Annotated in this window: 14 protein-coding genes; 6 read left to right on the forward strand and 8 right to left on the reverse strand. The window is 39.2% G+C overall.

All coding sequences use genetic code 11. From position 1 onward, the window contains the following. Positions 1-97 precede the first annotated feature (97 nt). Positions 98-463: a DUF3703 domain-containing protein gene (locus Q7657_RS05545; RefSeq protein ID WP_053989237.1), complete on the reverse strand. Its 366-nt coding sequence runs from the start codon at positions 461-463 to the stop codon at positions 98-100. 272 nt (positions 464-735) lie between these two features. On the opposite strand from Q7657_RS05545, the gene Q7657_RS05550 reads away from it, so the two are divergent. Further along, positions 736-1548 (forward strand): DUF2797 domain-containing protein, encoded by an 813-nt coding sequence (locus Q7657_RS05550; RefSeq protein WP_107166204.1) that lies wholly within the window; start codon positions 736-738, stop codon positions 1546-1548. Between the two features lie 89 nt (positions 1549-1637). Here Q7657_RS05550 and Q7657_RS05555 read toward each other — a convergent pair whose 3' ends face one another. The 3 genes from Q7657_RS05555 to Q7657_RS05565 all read right to left on the reverse strand — a co-directional run bounded on the left by Q7657_RS05555 (position 1638) and on the right by Q7657_RS05565 (position 4141). After that, positions 1638-2330, reverse strand: coding sequence for a putative ATP-dependent zinc protease (locus Q7657_RS05555; RefSeq protein ID WP_258178260.1), 693 nt, complete (start codon positions 2328-2330; stop codon positions 1638-1640). Between the two features lie 76 nt (positions 2331-2406). Further along, on the reverse strand, positions 2407-3303 hold the full coding sequence (locus Q7657_RS05560) for a phosphotransferase (RefSeq protein WP_053989239.1): 897 nt from the start codon (positions 3301-3303) through the stop codon (positions 2407-2409). A gap of 352 nt (positions 3304-3655) precedes the next feature. After that, positions 3656-4141, reverse strand: coding sequence for a GNAT family N-acetyltransferase (locus tag Q7657_RS05565; protein ID WP_107166205.1), 486 nt, complete (start codon positions 4139-4141; stop codon positions 3656-3658). Positions 4142-4530: 389 nt separating this feature from the next. Between Q7657_RS05565 and Q7657_RS05570 the strand changes: the two genes are divergently transcribed. Then, positions 4531-6459 (forward strand): S9 family peptidase, encoded by a 1929-nt coding sequence (locus Q7657_RS05570; RefSeq protein ID WP_107166207.1) that lies wholly within the window; start codon positions 4531-4533, stop codon positions 6457-6459. A 449-nt stretch (positions 6460-6908) separates the two neighbouring features. Beyond that, the gene (locus Q7657_RS05575; protein ID WP_053989242.1) at positions 6909-7286 is read left to right on the forward strand and encodes a DUF2541 family protein; all 378 of its coding nucleotides are present in this window, start codon (positions 6909-6911) and stop codon (positions 7284-7286) included. 74 nt (positions 7287-7360) lie between these two features. On the opposite strand, the gene Q7657_RS05580 is transcribed toward Q7657_RS05575, so the two are convergent. Beyond that, complete coding sequence (locus Q7657_RS05580) at positions 7361-7708, reverse strand: gamma-glutamylcyclotransferase family protein (protein WP_107166208.1); 348 nt, start codon at positions 7706-7708, stop codon at positions 7361-7363. A gap of 236 nt (positions 7709-7944) precedes the next feature. Between Q7657_RS05580 and Q7657_RS05585 the strand changes: the two genes are divergently transcribed. Next, entirely contained in the window at positions 7945-9591 is a 1647-nt protein-coding gene (locus tag Q7657_RS05585) for an ABC-ATPase domain-containing protein (protein ID WP_107166209.1), read from the forward strand. 78 nt (positions 9592-9669) lie between these two features. On the opposite strand, the gene Q7657_RS05590 is transcribed toward Q7657_RS05585, so the two are convergent. Continuing rightward, the gene (locus tag Q7657_RS05590; protein WP_107166343.1) at positions 9670-11064 is read right to left on the reverse strand and encodes an EAL domain-containing protein; all 1395 of its coding nucleotides are present in this window, start codon (positions 11062-11064) and stop codon (positions 9670-9672) included. Positions 11065-11401: 337 nt separating this feature from the next. Between Q7657_RS05590 and Q7657_RS05595 the strand changes: the two genes are divergently transcribed. Then, positions 11402-12700 (forward strand): DEAD/DEAH box helicase, encoded by a 1299-nt coding sequence (locus Q7657_RS05595; protein ID WP_107166210.1) that lies wholly within the window; start codon positions 11402-11404, stop codon positions 12698-12700. 79 nt (positions 12701-12779) lie between these two features. On the opposite strand, the gene Q7657_RS05600 is transcribed toward Q7657_RS05595, so the two are convergent. Then, entirely contained in the window at positions 12780-13802 is a 1023-nt protein-coding gene (locus tag Q7657_RS05600; protein ID WP_258178261.1) for an HAD family hydrolase, read from the reverse strand. Positions 13803-13878: 76 nt separating this feature from the next. Continuing rightward, on the reverse strand, positions 13879-15729 hold the full coding sequence (locus tag Q7657_RS05605) for a beta-ketoacyl synthase (RefSeq protein WP_107166211.1): 1851 nt from the start codon (positions 15727-15729) through the stop codon (positions 13879-13881). A gap of 156 nt (positions 15730-15885) precedes the next feature. On the opposite strand from Q7657_RS05605, the gene Q7657_RS05610 reads away from it, so the two are divergent. Continuing rightward, on the forward strand, positions 15886-16863 hold the full coding sequence (locus tag Q7657_RS05610; protein ID WP_107166212.1) for a GlxA family transcriptional regulator: 978 nt from the start codon (positions 15886-15888) through the stop codon (positions 16861-16863). The last annotated feature ends 29 nt before the right edge of the window (positions 16864-16892 follow it).

The raw sequence follows: 16892 nt of genomic DNA on the forward strand, positions 1-16892 counted from the left end.
AACTATTAAATAAAAAGACAAAACGCCAATAACATACTCAGTTATCGGCGTTTTACTGATTGATTGTCATTACTAAACGATACCTATACGTTAGCTATCAGACCTGTTTTGCACGCATGATCTTTTGCTGATGAATCGCTGAAATCGGTAATGGCTTAAATGGGCTTATGTTGCTACCGCCTGTATTTCCCTCAGGCACCAACCCTATCGCAGTTTTAGTAAAAGCTCCAAACACACGTAGCAATTGCCCTCTTAACTCATGGCTATCACTATTACGTCTAGCCCAATAGAGCATGTGACAGTGCACTTTAGTATGCCAATAGGTTGAGTTTTGCCCTAATACATGGGCATTTTCTAAATGCGAGAACTCTAATAACACATCTTTATTGCGTCTGGCTTTTCGTGCTAAAGACAGTTCTTTTAACACCGCATAAGATATATTTTTAGAAAATCGGTTAAGCATTATTCCCTCCATGGTCGATGCTTGAATAACCTTTTGACACTAGATCAACAAGCTAAATAAATCAGCCCAAATCCTCATCCTCTAGGGCATTATCACTGTTTTAGCCTGTTTTCATGCATTGTTACCTAAATTCCACAATCAATGTTGATCGTCATCACTGCCTAACCCACAATGCTTCCTCATTTCCTTACAATGATATTGAGATTTATCCCCACTCATCACTCACTCCTGCTAGAATCACAACACTATAAAAACAAAGCAATGAGCACTGTATGCAAGGAACACTAAGTAAAATGAAGTCAACTTTAAATGATGTTGTTGACTATCATCTTCCTATTGGCGATCAACAGCTTCATCTTAACCCGTTGATCGGAAAGCACCTTAAACTGACTCACACAGGCAATATTTTCTGTCAATCATGTGGCAAGAAAACCAAGAAGAGCTATTCACAAGGCCATTGTTTCCCTTGTATGAAAAAGCTTGCCTCTTGCGATATGTGTATCATGAAGCCTGAGACTTGCCATTACGCAAAAGGTACCTGTCGTGAACCACAATGGGGCGAGGAAAATTGTATGGTGCCGCACTACGTGTACCTATCAAATACTTCAGGTCTTAAAGTAGGTATCACTCGTCACACTCAATTACCAACTCGTTGGATTGATCAAGGTGCAACGCAAGCCTTAGCGATCCTAAAAGTAAAAACTCGTCAGATCTCAGGTTTAGTCGAAGTGGCAATTGCTGAATTAGTGGCTGATAAAACCAATTGGCGAGCAATGCTGAAAGGTGACAATGTAGAGATCAATCTGATTGAACAGGCTGCAACACTGCTGCCAGAAGTAAAAGCCAAGTTGGCTGAAATCACCGCTGAATATGGCGAAGATGCAATTGAATTCTTAGATAACAATATTGTTGATATTCAATTCCCAGTTGATGCGTTCCCAACCAAAATTAGTTCACATAATTTTGATAAAGAGCCTGTGGTTGAAGGTATTTTGCAAGGTATTAAAGGCCAATACCTTATCTTTGACACGGGTGTAATTAACATTCGTAAGTTCACTAGCTACGAAGTGATTGCTGAAGCGTAATAGCATAGGCGATCAGTAAGATAACAATTAAAAGCGAACTCATACCTAGCGTACTTTCGGTAGAATGTATGACTACGTAAACTTCGCTTTTATTGTTTAACTCTGCCTTGAATATAATCATATTGAGTATTTTGAACCGCCAGATCACGCAAGAAATTTTCACCTAACACAATCCCATTACCGCCATTAATCAAAACATATTCAATCTCTTCATTGATATCACCGAGCTTAGTGCGTAACTTAATCGCAGGTAGTGGTTTATCGCTTTTTTTACTGTCTTTCACCCATTCACTGATCGCATGTTTATATTCTTTACCCTGCAATATAAACTTCACCCAATCTTTCCCCTCTCGTTCAAACTCGACTAATTCACTAACACCTATTCGCGAGTTTTTAGATCCTTGATCGACATAAGCGGAGAAATACTCTTTCGATGTACCGAGTAATATCCATTCATGGCGCCCTACTACATATAGACCTTCAGCAGTTTCTTTTGCCATGCCTGATTTGGCTGAATGAATTTGGTTATGAGCCAATATTAATGACGGAGCAATAACAGAATTGGAGATGTTGGAGATAAAAGATGATTGTGTTGGATATGAGATAATATGATGTTCAGTCTGTGCGCTATCATCAAAGAATTTCTGTGGGGTAATGGGAATAAAAGAATATTCCGAAACTGTGCTTGTAGCTATAGCATGATGAGTAGTCCTTTGATCGAGCTCCACTGGTACACCACCAGCAAACAAAAAGAACGAAATCCCACTTACTATATGCATCATAAGCACCTCTTCTCGCTATTCTTTTATACCCCTACCTTACAAAACATAATACTTACAATAGAAAACAGGCAACTAATTACTGCATACGAACGGCTGATTCAAACTTATTAAACTTCTGCATTAACCAGTTTTCATCATACCAGCCCATATTACGGCTATGTTTAGCATCGTCCCATAAACTAAAGAAATGGCGACGAGCTTCAAAACCATCATCAAGTTGACGCTTTTCAATATAACGTTCAGCAATATGCGTATCACCACGTACGTCAAACAGGTGGATCACATCCATTTCACGGTGTTTAAAACCACTGTCGCAAGGATCAAGCAGCCCTGCTACTTTGAACGTTTTCGGATCAAATAACACATTTGCGAGATGGCAATCATCATGTACAAAAGACGATGATTCATTGGCAATTGGCGCTAGAATTTCTCGACGACGTTCCCATAGCTCAGTGTATTTATCTTTTAGTTGAGCGCTAAAAGGCGATACTGAGCATGATAGGTATTTATAAACCCCTAGCATCCAGTCATCAAAAGCATTGTTAAAATCACCATCAAACTTACCATTGGTCAGTTCAAAACCTTGAGGGTGATTGTGCTCATGTAATGCGATTAAAATATCTGTGTAGTCTTCACGGAATGTCTCAATTGCAAATTTATCATTTGGCAATTCATTAGCAGGACGACCTTCGAGCCAATCTAGCACGATATAGTCATACCCTTCTTCACGACCGAATAAGTAAATCTGTGGTACAGGACAGCTCACAATTGAGCGTAATTTCTGTAAACATTCCACTTCTTTACTAATACGACCGACTTCACGTGAAAACTTAACAACAATCTTTGCCTTCCCTGTGGCAAGAAATACAACCCAACCATAAAAGGTTTCCTGAATATCACATACATCAGCTTTTTTACGGAACATTGCAAAAAAAGATTTTTCAGCAATATTTTTGAGCTGAGCTTTATTCATATTCGATACCTTGGACTATCTAGCAACTGTTACCAATAAATACCTTTAAAGCATAACACTCTGGTTTTATTAGCTTTTTAATCTTTATTATGAGTTAAGAATGCAACAGAACAGCGAATATGACCAGTATCAAGGGTAAAAAAAACTTAAAATGTTTTACTTTTGGTTACATTTGATTTTTTTCAGAGGTTACTTGCGCTATACCAGTTAAAAACCAGTGAATAAAACTCTTTTTTAGCGATAAATAAAAAGCATGATTTAAATCACACTTAAATGCAAAATAAAACACCATACATTAAAAGGAATGTGACAAAATACAGAATATTCCTTTAAAGCTTAATAAGATTTAATCTCAACTTTTCAAATCGTGATGATTATAAGCAAGCATAACCTCTTGTGGACCAAAATCTCCTTCAAGAAAGAGAGCTCCTGTTAATTGAAATCCACTTTTCTCATAGCAACGTTTCGCAGCAGGGTTCTTGCAATTAACAGTTAAATATATGGCATCATATCTAGCGTAATGTACTGCGGTGTAGTGCAGTATCCTTTTAATGACTGCCGTTCCTATCCCTTTACCTTGATAAGGTTGACTAATCACAAAAGTACGTAAGCCAAGCGTATTGATTGGACAAAATTTCATTTGTTCGGAATAAGCAATGTCTAGTTTAAAAAAGCCAATGATCTCCCCGTGATAATAAATCACATAAAGATGCATAGTTTCAGTGGCGCTCGCAATGAAATCCTCAGCAGTTGATGCAAATCTCACTTGCGATTCAGGTACAACAATCCGCTTAACTGCATTTTCATCTCGGTTGGTAAAAGGCTTAATTTCGATCATCTCGCACCCTTATATACCCAAGTAACTTCAAGATGCTATGTTCAGCGAGATGGCCTTAGTTCTCAGGCGCGGCAACGATTCGTAGATATAGTGGTTCTACATTGAGAATTGTTAACAAAGTCTGAGAGCTAAGGACGCTCGCCCTTTGGGAGCGTGTCACTGAGCCGACTTCTTGCGTCAGACAACTTGGAAAGAGCTCGCTATTCCGCTTCGTTGCCTTCCTTGAATTCAACTCAGTGACTTCGCTCTGAATCAGGTATCTTGAAGTCACTTGGGTATAAGTATATTAATTAACTCGATCGCATATTTAATAAAAACCAGATGTGACTTAATTGTTATCACAATATATTTAAAATAAATACAATTAATTCAGTGGGATCGGTATAACAATGACGTTAATAAAAAAACTATACGTAAAAATAGCTATTCTTTTATTAATTACTGGGTGTGTACAACCTAAAGAAGCGACTCACCAATCCCTTGCAAACCAAACACTACCCATGTTACTTGATTTTAAAGATCTTACGACGACAACAAACGGTACCCACTCTTACCAAATATCCCCTGATGGTAAAAAGTTAGCGTGGTTGAAAGACAGCTTTGATAATAATGGAAATCCTTACACTGCACTTCATTTTAAACATTTAGAGACAGGCGAAACAGGCAAGTTTGATGGTTGGATTTCTTTTTTTGAATGGATGCCAGATAGCCGAAATTTAATCTATGTTCCCCATTTCGATGATATGAAGTCTAAAATATTCTTTTTAGATACAGAGCATCCAACACGCCAGATCAAACCATTTTATGATGGCAACAATCAGGTTTATGTCGTCGATATCCTAAAAAATGATCCTGACAATATCATCGTTAGACATAACGGTACTGACCCAAAAGCCTTTAACCTTTATCGCCTTAACATCAAAACGAAACAAGAAACCTTGTTATTTGAGATCGACGATAAGTTAGCTATCGATGGCTTTATTGTTAATAACAGCGTTAAAAATGGATCCGTCTTTGCCTATATAAAAGATGAGAAGGAAATATATCAATTAAGTACAGGTAAACTCTTATTTGATGCTGGCGAAAATGGCAAAGTTTCTCATGCGATGCTTAACCATAAGAAAAATACTCTTTCTATATTAGCCAACAACAACACAGATAAGATCCAGTTACTTAAGTTAGATTTAACAATAAACGATATAACTACCCTTTATGCTAATGATCGTGTTGATGTCGATTTATACTATGCTGATAACAACTTAAATCCAGCTATTGCTTTTAGCTCCCCTGATTACCAAGAGGCAAAAGCGTTCCACCCTGCTTATCAAAAAATACTCGATAAGTTCTACAGTAAAGGTAAAAGCAGTGTTCTGATCTTTAGTCGTGATAGTCAAAATGAAAAATTCACCTTAAGCCAATATAACGATCAGGGCTTTAAGATTTATCTTTACGATACAGTCACTGATAAAAAAGAACTTCTTTCACAAAGTAAGTCGTACTATTACACCCAGTACCTTGCACACCAAAAACCGATTCAATTTACTAGCCGTGATGGATTAAACATTAATGGCTATTTAACCCTGCCAAATAGCATAGAAGCCAAACAGCTCCCAACGGTTTTACTTGTTCATGGCGGACCTCATGCTCGCGACTATTGGGGCTTCAATACCGAAGCACAATTACTTGCCAACCGTGGCTATGCCGTTATTCAAGTTAATTTCAGAGGCTCTGCCGGTTATGGTTACGATTTTATTTCAGCTGGCTATGGGGAGTTTTCAAAAGCGATGCATAACGATCTAATTGATGGTATCAATTGGGCTGTAGAGCAAGGGATCAGCGATCCTAATAACGTAGCAATCATGGGGGCCAGCTATGGTGGTTACGCTACGCTTGTTGGTATGACGCTTACACCTGATAAGTTTGCATGTGGCGTAGATATTTTTGGCATGTCTGATCTTGAGTTGATGGTTAATAACTTTCCTGAGCCATGGAAGCGACATGAAGATATTTGGCAGAACTACATTGGTGATTTCAATGATCCTAAAATGAAACAACAACGTGCACAGCAATCACCGATTAATTTCGTTAATAATATGAAAGCGCCACTACTGGTCATCCAAGGTGAAGATGATGCTGTTGTTATTCCAGAGCAATCTCGTCGTTTTGTTGAAGCAGCCAAAAAAGCAGGAAAAGACATTCAATATTGGGAAATGAATAATACTGGTCACCATTACGGCACACCAACTCAAACAAAGAAACTCGCTAGAAAAGTCGATAATTTCTTAAGCCAGTGCCTTGGGGGACGATCCGCAGGTTAACCATCAATCATCTGAGAATGCCATCTAAGTGTAGGTGGCATTACTTATTAACGGTAACAACAAAATAGACAATCAGATCTGTGTCCCCTTATTTTAAATTTAAAATGTTTTAATATTTCTTCTTAATCAAACGTTCATGAAAACATAACTTCCGTACCCGTACTCACACAAACGATCATGTTCTGCTCCAGTTATCGTCATGGTAATGTCAATTACACCGTACTTCTCCATTGAATAATGCTTTATTCACCTCACGTTCACCTTTAAAAACATGATTAATTCAAAAGTCATATTTTTAATGTAAATATCAACAATTAAAATCCAATTTTATCCCGATTTGTTCACATATATTCTGAGTAAATAAATTACAAATAGTTACAACCTAGCTTTTCTCTAATTGAAGTGAACATCATTATAATTGCTGCAGTTTTTTATTATGAGATTTCTTTATGAAACTAAAAGCTACAATGGCTGCAGCAATGATCCTGTCAGCAATGACATTTTCAACAACAGCAGCTGCGGATACCTTCACATTAGGCCGCACTATTCTTCTTGAAGCGAAAAATAACAACGCCAAGATCCCTGTTCCTCTTTGCCGTAATGCAAAATCAATTCAGATCAAAGCTGAACGTGATGTATTTTTGTCAAAAGTTGTTTTCAAATTTCAAAATGGTTCATCACGCGTATTTCAATTCCAGCGAAAGCTAGATAAAAATGAAAGAACGGATTGGCGTCGTTTCTCTTATGAGCGCTGTGTAACTGATATTCAAGTACATGGCCGTGCAGAAGATGGAAGCGCAGGTATTAGAGTTTACGGTCGTAAATAAACTTAATCCGTTAAAAAGAGCGTTAATCAATCAATGGTGAACGCTCTTTTTATATCAATAAAAACTCAATCTACTTAAATTTCACTTGGACTTAATCGGTAAACAAATGCTTGTTGCTCTGTGCCATCTTCAAGTAAAACAGTGATCATCACACGATCATAGCCTTCACCTTCAAAATCATCAATTCGAGGCCAATGATCCTCTAATTCCTCAGAGCGAAATAACAAGCCTTGCACTTTCTCACCGTGTGCTTGCGGTACAAAAGCAGGATAACCAATGGTTGCTCCCTTACCGTTTGGATAAACAAAACCAACCGCATAAGCTTTCTGCCACGTCCCTTTTAGATCTGATAGAACATAAGCATTAGATTGATCAGGCGCTAATGTGCCATAAACAAATAATTGATTCAGAGTTTCCTTCATCGGTTTCCTCCCCTGTTTGTTTATCCAAAATAGTCAGCATCAATATTTTGCAAGCTATTGACTAAAATATAATGATTAAACAACAGCCCCTTTCACAATAGCACTGTTAATGAGTGTGATTTTTTGTGATCCCGTTTAAAGTTTACATGCTAACTATCGGACTTTAGTGTAATATCCAGCCCCCGAACACACTAGATTCTCGGTGCATGCACCATAACGAACGATATCGAGGCGATATGCAATTACTCGAAGCCAAACTCCATAAAATTGACCGTCATAATTACCGTAGTTACACCAGCCTACGTGGTGAATACCACTTCGTTGATTACGACTTCTTTATTGATACCGTTCAAACGGATCCTTTTGCGCCAGCTTCTCGTGTTCGCGCTCGTCGTGCATGGTCATTAACAGATCTTGAATGGCTTCGTGAAAAATCACCAGTATACCAACGTGCAGCACGTGACTTCATCGCACGTTTCTTCGCTGATCTGTCACAGCAAGACAACGCAGTTTTAATCGACATGCCAGGACAAGTGATCTTAGATCGTACTGCGGTAATGTTTGATGATGAAGGTATCGAATTACGTTTTCGCGTAAACCTACCTGCAGATGGTCGTACGATCATTGCGAAACGCACCATGAATCTGCTGACTTTCCACCTGCCAAAGATGATCCGTCGTTCAACAATTGCACGTGAATTACCGATGGACGAGCTTAAAGCACACTGTGAAGCAGCAGAAGATCAGGTTGCCTTACGTGCGCAATTAAAAGAGCACAAACTATTAGCTTTCGTTGCTGACGGTAGTGTACTTCCTCGTCTTGCAGGTAACAGTGATTTACCACTACCAAATGCTGTGCCGTTTATGAGCCCAGAAAACCTTGCTGTTGAGCTTGAAGCACCACACAAAGGTAAGATCCGTGGTATGGGTATTCCTGAAGGTATCACGCTGATTGTGGGTGGTGGCTTCCACGGTAAATCAACCCTATTAAGTGCCATTGAACGCTCAGTTTACGATCACATTCCAGGTGATGGTCGTGAATACATCGTAACAAATTACAATGCTGCTAAGATCCGTGCTGAAGATGGACGCTGTGTACACAACGTTGATTTATCACCATACATCAGTAACTTACCTATGGGTAAAGACACAACTGCATTCACTAGCCAAAATGCATCAGGCTCAACTTCACAAGCATCTTGGTTACAAGAATCTATCGAAGCCGGTGCAGAAGCATTATTAATCGATGAAGATACATCTGCTTCTAACTTTATGATCCGTGATGAACGTATGCAGGCGCTGATCTGTAAAGATGATGAGCCAATTACACCACTTGTCGACCGTATTTCTCTACTACGCGATCAACATGATATCTCAGTGATGCTAGTAATGGGCGGCTCTGGTGACTACCTTGATGTTGCTGATACGGTTATTCAAATGCACAACTACGAAGCTGTGGATGTAACAGAAAAAGCCCGTGAAGTTGTTGCCTCTCACCCTACTCGTCGTAAGGCTGAAGGTACAGAAGTGATCGTACGTCCACGTACACGCCAAGTGAACCGTAGCGCACTACAATCGCTACTTGAAGAAGGTAAATTCCGTATTCAAGTGAAAGATAAAACATCACTGCGCTTTGGTCGTGAATATGTCGATCTTCAAGCATTAGAGCAAGTTGCACATTCAAGCCAGCTATTAGCGATTGGTTACCTATGGTTCCAACTTGCACAGCTAAAAGGTTGGGAAAAAATGCCAGCTCGTGCGTTTGCTAACATGCTCCACGACGATTGGGCAGCAATGATGCCTAAGTATGGTGAAATGTCTAAACCACGAGTGATCGAGGTAATGGCAGTGCTAAACCGTATGCGTAAGGCTGAGTTTAAGTAACATATCTCTTATACAATCAGCAAATACATAAAAGCCCGCTTGTTATGCGGGCTTTTTAATACCATAACTTAGCTATGATTATTTAGATCCTAAGTGCTCAATAAACGCTTTGGCCGCCATAGGTTTACTAAAATAAAATCCTTGGACTAAATCTATCGAAAGCTGTTTTACTTTATCTAATTCAGCTTCAGTCTCCACACCTTCCATAATGATAGGCAACTTCCATGTATTTAATAAATCAACAATTTTTCTTAAAATATCATAAGTGATAATGTCATTTTTCGATGAAATAAACATCCGATCCACTTTGATAATATCAATCGGTAACTTGTGCATCGTTAGCAGATTTGAATACCCTGTACCAAAATCATCCAATGCCCAACGAATGCCGTGAAGATGCAGTAAACACATGGCTTCTTTAACTTCAGAGATATAATCAAAGCGTTTATCACGCTCAGTCAACTCAAACGTTAAACAACCATCAAGCTGTGGGTTTTTCTCAAGGAATTGCAAAACACTTTCAACAAACTCAGGATCTAGCAGCATATTAATCGTGATATTAACGGAGAAATACATCTCAGGATTAATGCTATCAAACAAGATCTTATCACGAGCCAGCTGTTCCAATAAGCCTAGTGTCACTGCATTAATCTTCCCACTGTCTTCAAGAATATTAATAAAGCTAGCAGGTGTCAGAATTTTCTCTCCCTTATAGTTCCAACGACAAAGCAGTTCCGCCCCAACGAACTTATCTTTATCTACGGAATAAATACCTTGGTAATAAGGGATAAACTCTTTATTTTTTAATCCTGCTCGAATATCAATATTAAAGTTATTCTGACGACCGACGATTTTTTCAATAAAAACGAACAGTAATAGCATTACAGGCGTAACAAGAAAAAACACCACAAAGTAGATACATAGAAAATGCTTTAATGTGATCCCTGTAATCACACTAACCCCTACAGCATGCAGTTTACTCTTCGCAAGTCTTACACCTATATTTTCCTCACCTGATAACACTTCATCATCAAAGTTGCTGACCACTTTTACGCTGAATAAACTTTCAGGTATAGCAATCGCTTCTTTATAGAAAATCATCTGGTAGTATCCACTACCAAACTTGAACATATAAATAAAGGCAGGTGAGCCATAGATGTCTTTTTTATCGATATAGAAATAAACCGCGTTGTTTTTAAACTCATCAACTTTATTGGCTAAATCGATTACCGCACTTTTATTAATGGCACAGTCACGATCTGAATAAATATATTTGCCATCTTTAATATAGAAAATACCTTTTAAATCTTTATTTTCGATGACGATTTGTTCAAGTATCGCTTTACGCTGAACATAAGATGTGTGGCTATAGTGACTATGAACAACCTTTATTTCGGGGCTATGAACCGTATCATAAATCCTATAGGCAACAGACTCATTTACATTATTTCCTGCAAAGTAGCAATAAATCATTGATATAAATAGAGTTACTACAGCACTTATGATAAGGAGCACACGCTTTTTAGTAATACTTTTCTTTGACACTGGCATTTTATTCTTATTTTTTCATTTTGTTACCGAATGATACTCGTAAAGCATATATTGAACACTAAAAGAATCTTGTCGTGACGATAAGATTTATCAATAAGAGCAATTTTTAGCACCCACATCTACTGTATTATGTTGATATAGCGAATTAACCTATAATCGACTATAATACGCGACCATTTTTAACGGCAAGATGATTACATTCATAAGCAACGACGTTTATGAATGTAATCGGCTTTAGCCGACAGTTTAGGAACAAAGCATGTCATTCTTATCTCAGGGTTTTTCTCAAGATTTAGTTAAAGCGTTAACTGAAATCGGTTACGAAAAACTGACTCCAGTGCAAGCAAAAGCAATCCCTCAAGCACGTCGTGGTGCAGATATCCTTGCACTTGCACAAACAGGTACAGGCAAAACTGCCGCTTTCTCACTACCTATTATTCAAAAGCTGATTGATACACCAAAGTCAAAAAGCCGTTTCAATGCTCGTGCATTAATTCTTGCGCCAACCCGTGAACTTGCAGAGCAAATTGCCAACAACATCAGTGACTACACTAAATACACAGGCATCACTTGTACTGCTGTTTTTGGTGGTAAAAAAATGTCATCACAAGAAAAACGCCTAGAACAAGGTGTTGATATTCTTGTTGCTACACCGGGTCGTCTGATCGAGCACATGGAACTAAACAATGTTTCACTAGCAAACCTTGAATTCCTTGTTTTTGATGAAGCAGACCGTATGTTAGATATGGGCTTTATCGGTGCTATTCGTGTGATCCTTGACGATATCCGCACTAAGCCTCAAACCATGCTGTTCTCTGCAACCTCTTCTGCACAAATGAACGCACTGGCTGCTGATATTCTTCACAAACCACAACGCATTACGGTAACCCCTGAAAACAGTACAGCTGACACCGTATCTCACGTGGTTTACCCTGTTGATGAAGAACGTAAAACGGAATTACTGTCTGAATTAATCGGTAAGAAGAACTGGAGACAAGTTCTTGTTTTCGTTAACTACAAAGAAACCGCTAACCAACTGGTTAAAGAGCTTAAACTCGACGGTATCAAAGCGGTACTTTGCCACGGTGATAAAGCACAGAGTGCGCGTCGTCGTGCTCTAGAAGAGTTCAAAGAAGGTAAAGCGCGTGTAATGGTAGCAACCGAAGTTGCTGCTCGTGGTCTTGATATCCAAAACCTGCCGTATGTTGTTAACTACGACATGCCTTTCCTTGCAGAAGACTACGTTCACCGTATTGGTCGTACAGGTCGTGCGGGACAAAAAGGTAATGCGATTTCTTTTGTTAGCCGTGAAGAAGAGCTAACACTAGTGCAAATTGAACGCTTGATCGGTCAACGAATCCACCGTGTTCAATTAATCGGTTATGAGCCAAAGAGCCGTGATGCACTACTAGATCGTATGCACTCCAAGCCAGCATTTAGCCAACGTGAAGGCCGTAAGAATAACCCAACACAAGACCAATCTGCTGCTGAACGTCGTGCACGTCTACGTCGAGCTATCAATAACAAAGCAACAAAGATCACTTCTCTAAAGAAATAATCTTTAAAGCTAATCCAATAAATCAAAGCCGAGCAATTTGCTCGGCTTTGTTGTTTTAGTCTAATAGGATCAACAATGACTATGGCAATGTGCGCTGTTGTGCGGGTGTTGGGTAGATCTGACACCAATCATTTTTCATATCAACCACCTGCCATTTATTAGCTTTCGCTGCATCCATTAACGCAGGGGTAAACTTACCTTCAAATGAGTTCGCACCGTATGCCCACTCACGTTTGGCATCTGTATGGTGAATTAACATACCAAGGCTTGCTCCTTTCTGCGATGTCGTCCACTTCAACATGGCTTTATCACCTGTTGAATTACCAACAGCAAGGATTGGGCGCTTACCAATAATGGTTTCAATATTGATCGCTTTTTGCGGCCCATCATTGATATAAACCAACTTGTTATTCTTTTCTAGTTCACCATCTTTATAGGTATAACCAAACGTTGTACCAATCACGTTTTGCGCTGGAATATGATAAATCGCTTCACTCCAAGGTTTTACAAACGCACTACCAGCACCTGTAACAATAAATACATCGAATTGATGAGCATGCAGGTAATCAATCAATTCAATCATCGGCTGGAATACCAACGCAGTATATGGACGTTTAAAACGTGGGGACTGATGTGTTTTCAGCCAATTAATCACATCTTGGTTGTACTGCTCAGGTGTCATATTAGATTGTGATGTTTCTAAAATTGGCAGTAATGCTGCCCACCCTTTTTTGAAGATCGCATCAGTATTATTGTCTAAAACCCAACTATAGGGTGTTTGAGTCTTCCACTCTGGATGTTTCGCACTTTTCTTTTTGATCTGATCAAAAGCGAATAAGAACTGGGTATAAGTCGGCTTTTCAGACCATAACGTGCCATCATTATCGATAACAGCAATACGATCACTTGGCTTCACATAATCTTTGCTGCCTTTGTTCGTCACATTATCGACAAAATTTAATAACACTGTTCGAGGCTGACTTTTCGCCCATAACGTCAGTGCTTGCGCATCACTATTACACTCCATACTCACGGCAGAAAATGAAAATAGCGATAAACACACGCTCATAAAACTCGCGATAATGACTTTGTTACTTTTCACATTAATATCCAAAAAACAAAAAAGGGGTAAGTCAAATAATAACTTACCCCTCTATAATTGCTAGAAAATATACCTATTAACGATACTCTGCATATGGATTTTCTGCACTAAGTTCAATTGCTTGCTCAAACTCAGATAACTGAAGTGACTCTTGTGTCATAGTGACAGAGTTTTCATCCATCACCGCTTCACCAAAGTAATAACGAATTTTCTCATCACCATGACAGGCTGCTTTATCATTGGCAGTTGTAATATCTAATACGGCTTGATTACGTTGATGATAACTTGCGATCACATCATCACCGTATTTTGCACCAAGCATTGCTAACGTTTGCTCAGGAGATAACACTAGACCAGTCGCATTGTTACCGCCAAAGCCTTTCGCATTTAAGATCACTGCTTTGTAATCTAGTCCTTTATCACCAGCGAACTGATGATCCATCAAGATATTTAGGTTTGAATGATGAACATCATCAGCAATATGATCGATGGTTTTAATTCCCGGGATCCAGCCATGTTGCCATACACCTAACGAGGCTACTAACTGATCACCTGCTGCTGCACTCATTGAGTGACCGACATAAGATTTAATTGCCGTTACAGGCCAATGATCAATCTTAAAGGTTTTTGCTACTTCATTCAGAATATGGCTTTCAGTTACACGGTTTTGTGGGGTACCTGTACCATGGGCTTGAACGAATGTTTGCTTAACGCCCTCTTCACCTAAAATCGCTTTCGCCAGTGCTGTCGCTTTTGCCACAGTGACATAGTTACCCACACCCGGTGCTGAAATCGATTTCTTGTTTGCATCAGCATTAACAAACACATCAGCTACTGAGCCGTAAATGTTTGCGCCAAGTTTTAATGCTAATTCATCATCCATCAGCACAACAAACTGTGCTGACTCTGCCATGGTAAAGCCAGCATTTGCAGAGAATGGGCGGCAAGCACGACGATTATCAACAACATCGCTATTATCAAGTGCTTTAAGCTGAGCATCTTCTGCAAGTGCGCCCATAACACGGAAACCTTCCATGATCTCAGGGATCACTGGCGCTTCCGCATTACCCACAATCACCACTTTTGATTTTCCGTATTGAATGTCGTACATACCTTGACGAAGGTTATATAAGAATGTGGCACATGCGCCCATGTTGGTACCGGTTGTACCGACGCTGTTAATGACATAGCCATTGATAAAATCAGCAGGCATTTCAGCCAATGATAACGCCATCATTTTAGAGCTAACTCGCCCACCAGTAAGGTGCGCGGCTAGCATTCCACCTAGCGAGTTATCATCAATCTGAGCTAAACCACTACCAGCATAAACAGAGACTTCATCAGGCTTGATATGGCGTAAAATTTCATCCCACTCAACACCTAAAGAATTAAGCGCGTCAGATGCACCGTAAATCGTTAAACTTAAGCCACGAGGGTGAAAACGAGAGTTATACAAAGAGGCAGGATTGAAGCCAGCTGGAATATTACCGCCGCTGGTTACAGGGAAAGCAACACGATCTTCAATCAAAGCATCAAGATTACCGTTAACGGTGATATGAACTTTGCTACCTTCTTCTACCACTTCCCAGTTAGCTGGAATTTTTGTCGGTAGTTTAGACTTACGCAAAGTAAAGCAAATCTTGTCGTTGTCAGTATTTAAGTTGGCTTTGTATTGGTACAACAGGTTATCGGGATCGAATGAATCAATACGACGTACAAACGTGCCCGCTTTAATTGCCACAATCACGTTCTCAGTCATACCATCTTGAACATCAAGCCCCATACGTGCAGCTAAATCCTGCCACGTTGATTGCATTACTTGCTCTGAAAGCACATCAGCAACCATTAGTTTATAACTATGAAAACCTGAGCTACGGCCCGCAGCATTAATGCCACCTAAACCAACAATCAGCGGTAACTTTGCCATTTAAAATCCCTGACTTTTATTTAAACACTGTTTTAATTCAGGATAACAGCATTATATTGTTTATCACCTTGTATTTGTGCCAAAATAACTGACATTTATGCCATATCAATAATTAATCATCTTGATAACTAATACATTGATCACAAAGAGGAAGGTATGAAAATTGGATTTGTGCTCTATCAACGCGCTTTGATCACAGGTATTTCCCTCAGTGCTGAAATGTTATCAAGTGCCGCAAGCCTTAGAGATAGAAAAAGCCAAAAAGCGGACCCTTTTGTTATTAAAATCATCGCACCAAGCCTGACATCACCTAAGCTAACAGCAGGTATTCGCATTCAGCCAGATATCACATTTGCTAATGAAGATATTTTTGATGTGATCATCTTGCCTCCTATGTGGGGCAATCCTCTTGCCTCTCTGAGCAAACATCCAGAGATCCCTAACTGGCTGATCAAACAATATCAAAGTGGCGCAAAAATCATTGCCACAGGTACAGGTGTCACTTGGCTAGCTGAAACGGGCTTACTTGATGATCAAACCGCCACTACACATTGGTATTTTTACGATAAATTCTCACAGCTATATCCTAAGATCAGACTGAATAAACAAGCCTCAATAACCTCTGCTAATGGGCTGTATTGCACCGAAAGTATCAACTCACAAACAGAAATGGTGCTGTATTTCATTACCAATAATTTTGGTCAGAATATCGCTAAGATCATTGAAACCCATTACGGACATGAGATCAGTAAATCCGATCATCAACCTTTTTATGAGATAGGTGGACAAGTACAGTTTGATGAATCTATTGCGGTTGCTCAAGACTGGATCAGGCTAAATCTAAGTAAGCCAATAACAGCCAAAAGCATGGCAGAACACTGCCAACTACCATTAAGAACCTTTAATCGTAAATTCAAAGATCAAGTTGGATTAGCACCACATCAATATTTGCAAAAAACACGTATGGCAATTGCAAAAGAGCTGCTACGAGACTTTGGGATGTCCATTAATGATGTCTCTGAGCAAGTGGGCTATAAAGATGCTTATCACTTCTCGACTCGCTTTAAAAAAGAGTTTGATATCACACCTAGTCAATACCGAAATATGGTCAAAGCCAAAACCTATAACGCTTAAAGCAATTAGTCATAATCTAGATAATAAAA

It is taken from the genome of Candidatus Photobacterium acropomis (genome assembly GCF_030685555.1).
GTDB classification, from domain to species: domain Bacteria; phylum Pseudomonadota; class Gammaproteobacteria; order Enterobacterales; family Vibrionaceae; genus Photobacterium; species Photobacterium lucens.

Excerpts from the sequence above, each read along its gene's own strand:
- Q7657_RS05570 (WP_107166207.1), top strand. The coding sequence starts at position 4,531 with ATGACGTTAATAAAAAAACTATACGTAAAAATAGCTATTCTTTTATTA.
- Q7657_RS05545 (WP_053989237.1), bottom strand. The coding sequence starts at position 463 with ATGCTTAACCGATTTTCTAAAAATATATCTTATGCGGTGTTAAAAGAA.
- Q7657_RS05575 (WP_053989242.1), top strand. The coding sequence starts at position 6,909 with ATGAAACTAAAAGCTACAATGGCTGCAGCAATGATCCTGTCAGCAATG.
- Q7657_RS05605 (WP_107166211.1), bottom strand. The coding sequence starts at position 15,729 with ATGGCAAAGTTACCGCTGATTGTTGGTTTAGGTGGCATTAATGCTGCG.
- Q7657_RS05565 (WP_107166205.1), bottom strand. The coding sequence starts at position 4,141 with ATGATCGAAATTAAGCCTTTTACCAACCGAGATGAAAATGCAGTTAAG.
- Q7657_RS05610 (WP_107166212.1), top strand. The coding sequence starts at position 15,886 with ATGAAAATTGGATTTGTGCTCTATCAACGCGCTTTGATCACAGGTATT.
- Q7657_RS05585 (WP_107166209.1), top strand. The coding sequence starts at position 7,945 with ATGCAATTACTCGAAGCCAAACTCCATAAAATTGACCGTCATAATTAC.
- Q7657_RS05555 (WP_258178260.1), bottom strand. The coding sequence starts at position 2,330 with ATGATGCATATAGTAAGTGGGATTTCGTTCTTTTTGTTTGCTGGTGGT.
- Q7657_RS05560 (WP_053989239.1), bottom strand. The coding sequence starts at position 3,303 with ATGAATAAAGCTCAGCTCAAAAATATTGCTGAAAAATCTTTTTTTGCA.
- Q7657_RS05550 (WP_107166204.1), top strand. The coding sequence starts at position 736 with ATGCAAGGAACACTAAGTAAAATGAAGTCAACTTTAAATGATGTTGTT.
- Q7657_RS05595 (WP_107166210.1), top strand. The coding sequence starts at position 11,402 with ATGTCATTCTTATCTCAGGGTTTTTCTCAAGATTTAGTTAAAGCGTTA.
- Q7657_RS05590 (WP_107166343.1), bottom strand. The coding sequence starts at position 11,064 with ATGATTTATTGCTACTTTGCAGGAAATAATGTAAATGAGTCTGTTGCC.
- Q7657_RS05580 (WP_107166208.1), bottom strand. The coding sequence starts at position 7,708 with ATGAAGGAAACTCTGAATCAATTATTTGTTTATGGCACATTAGCGCCT.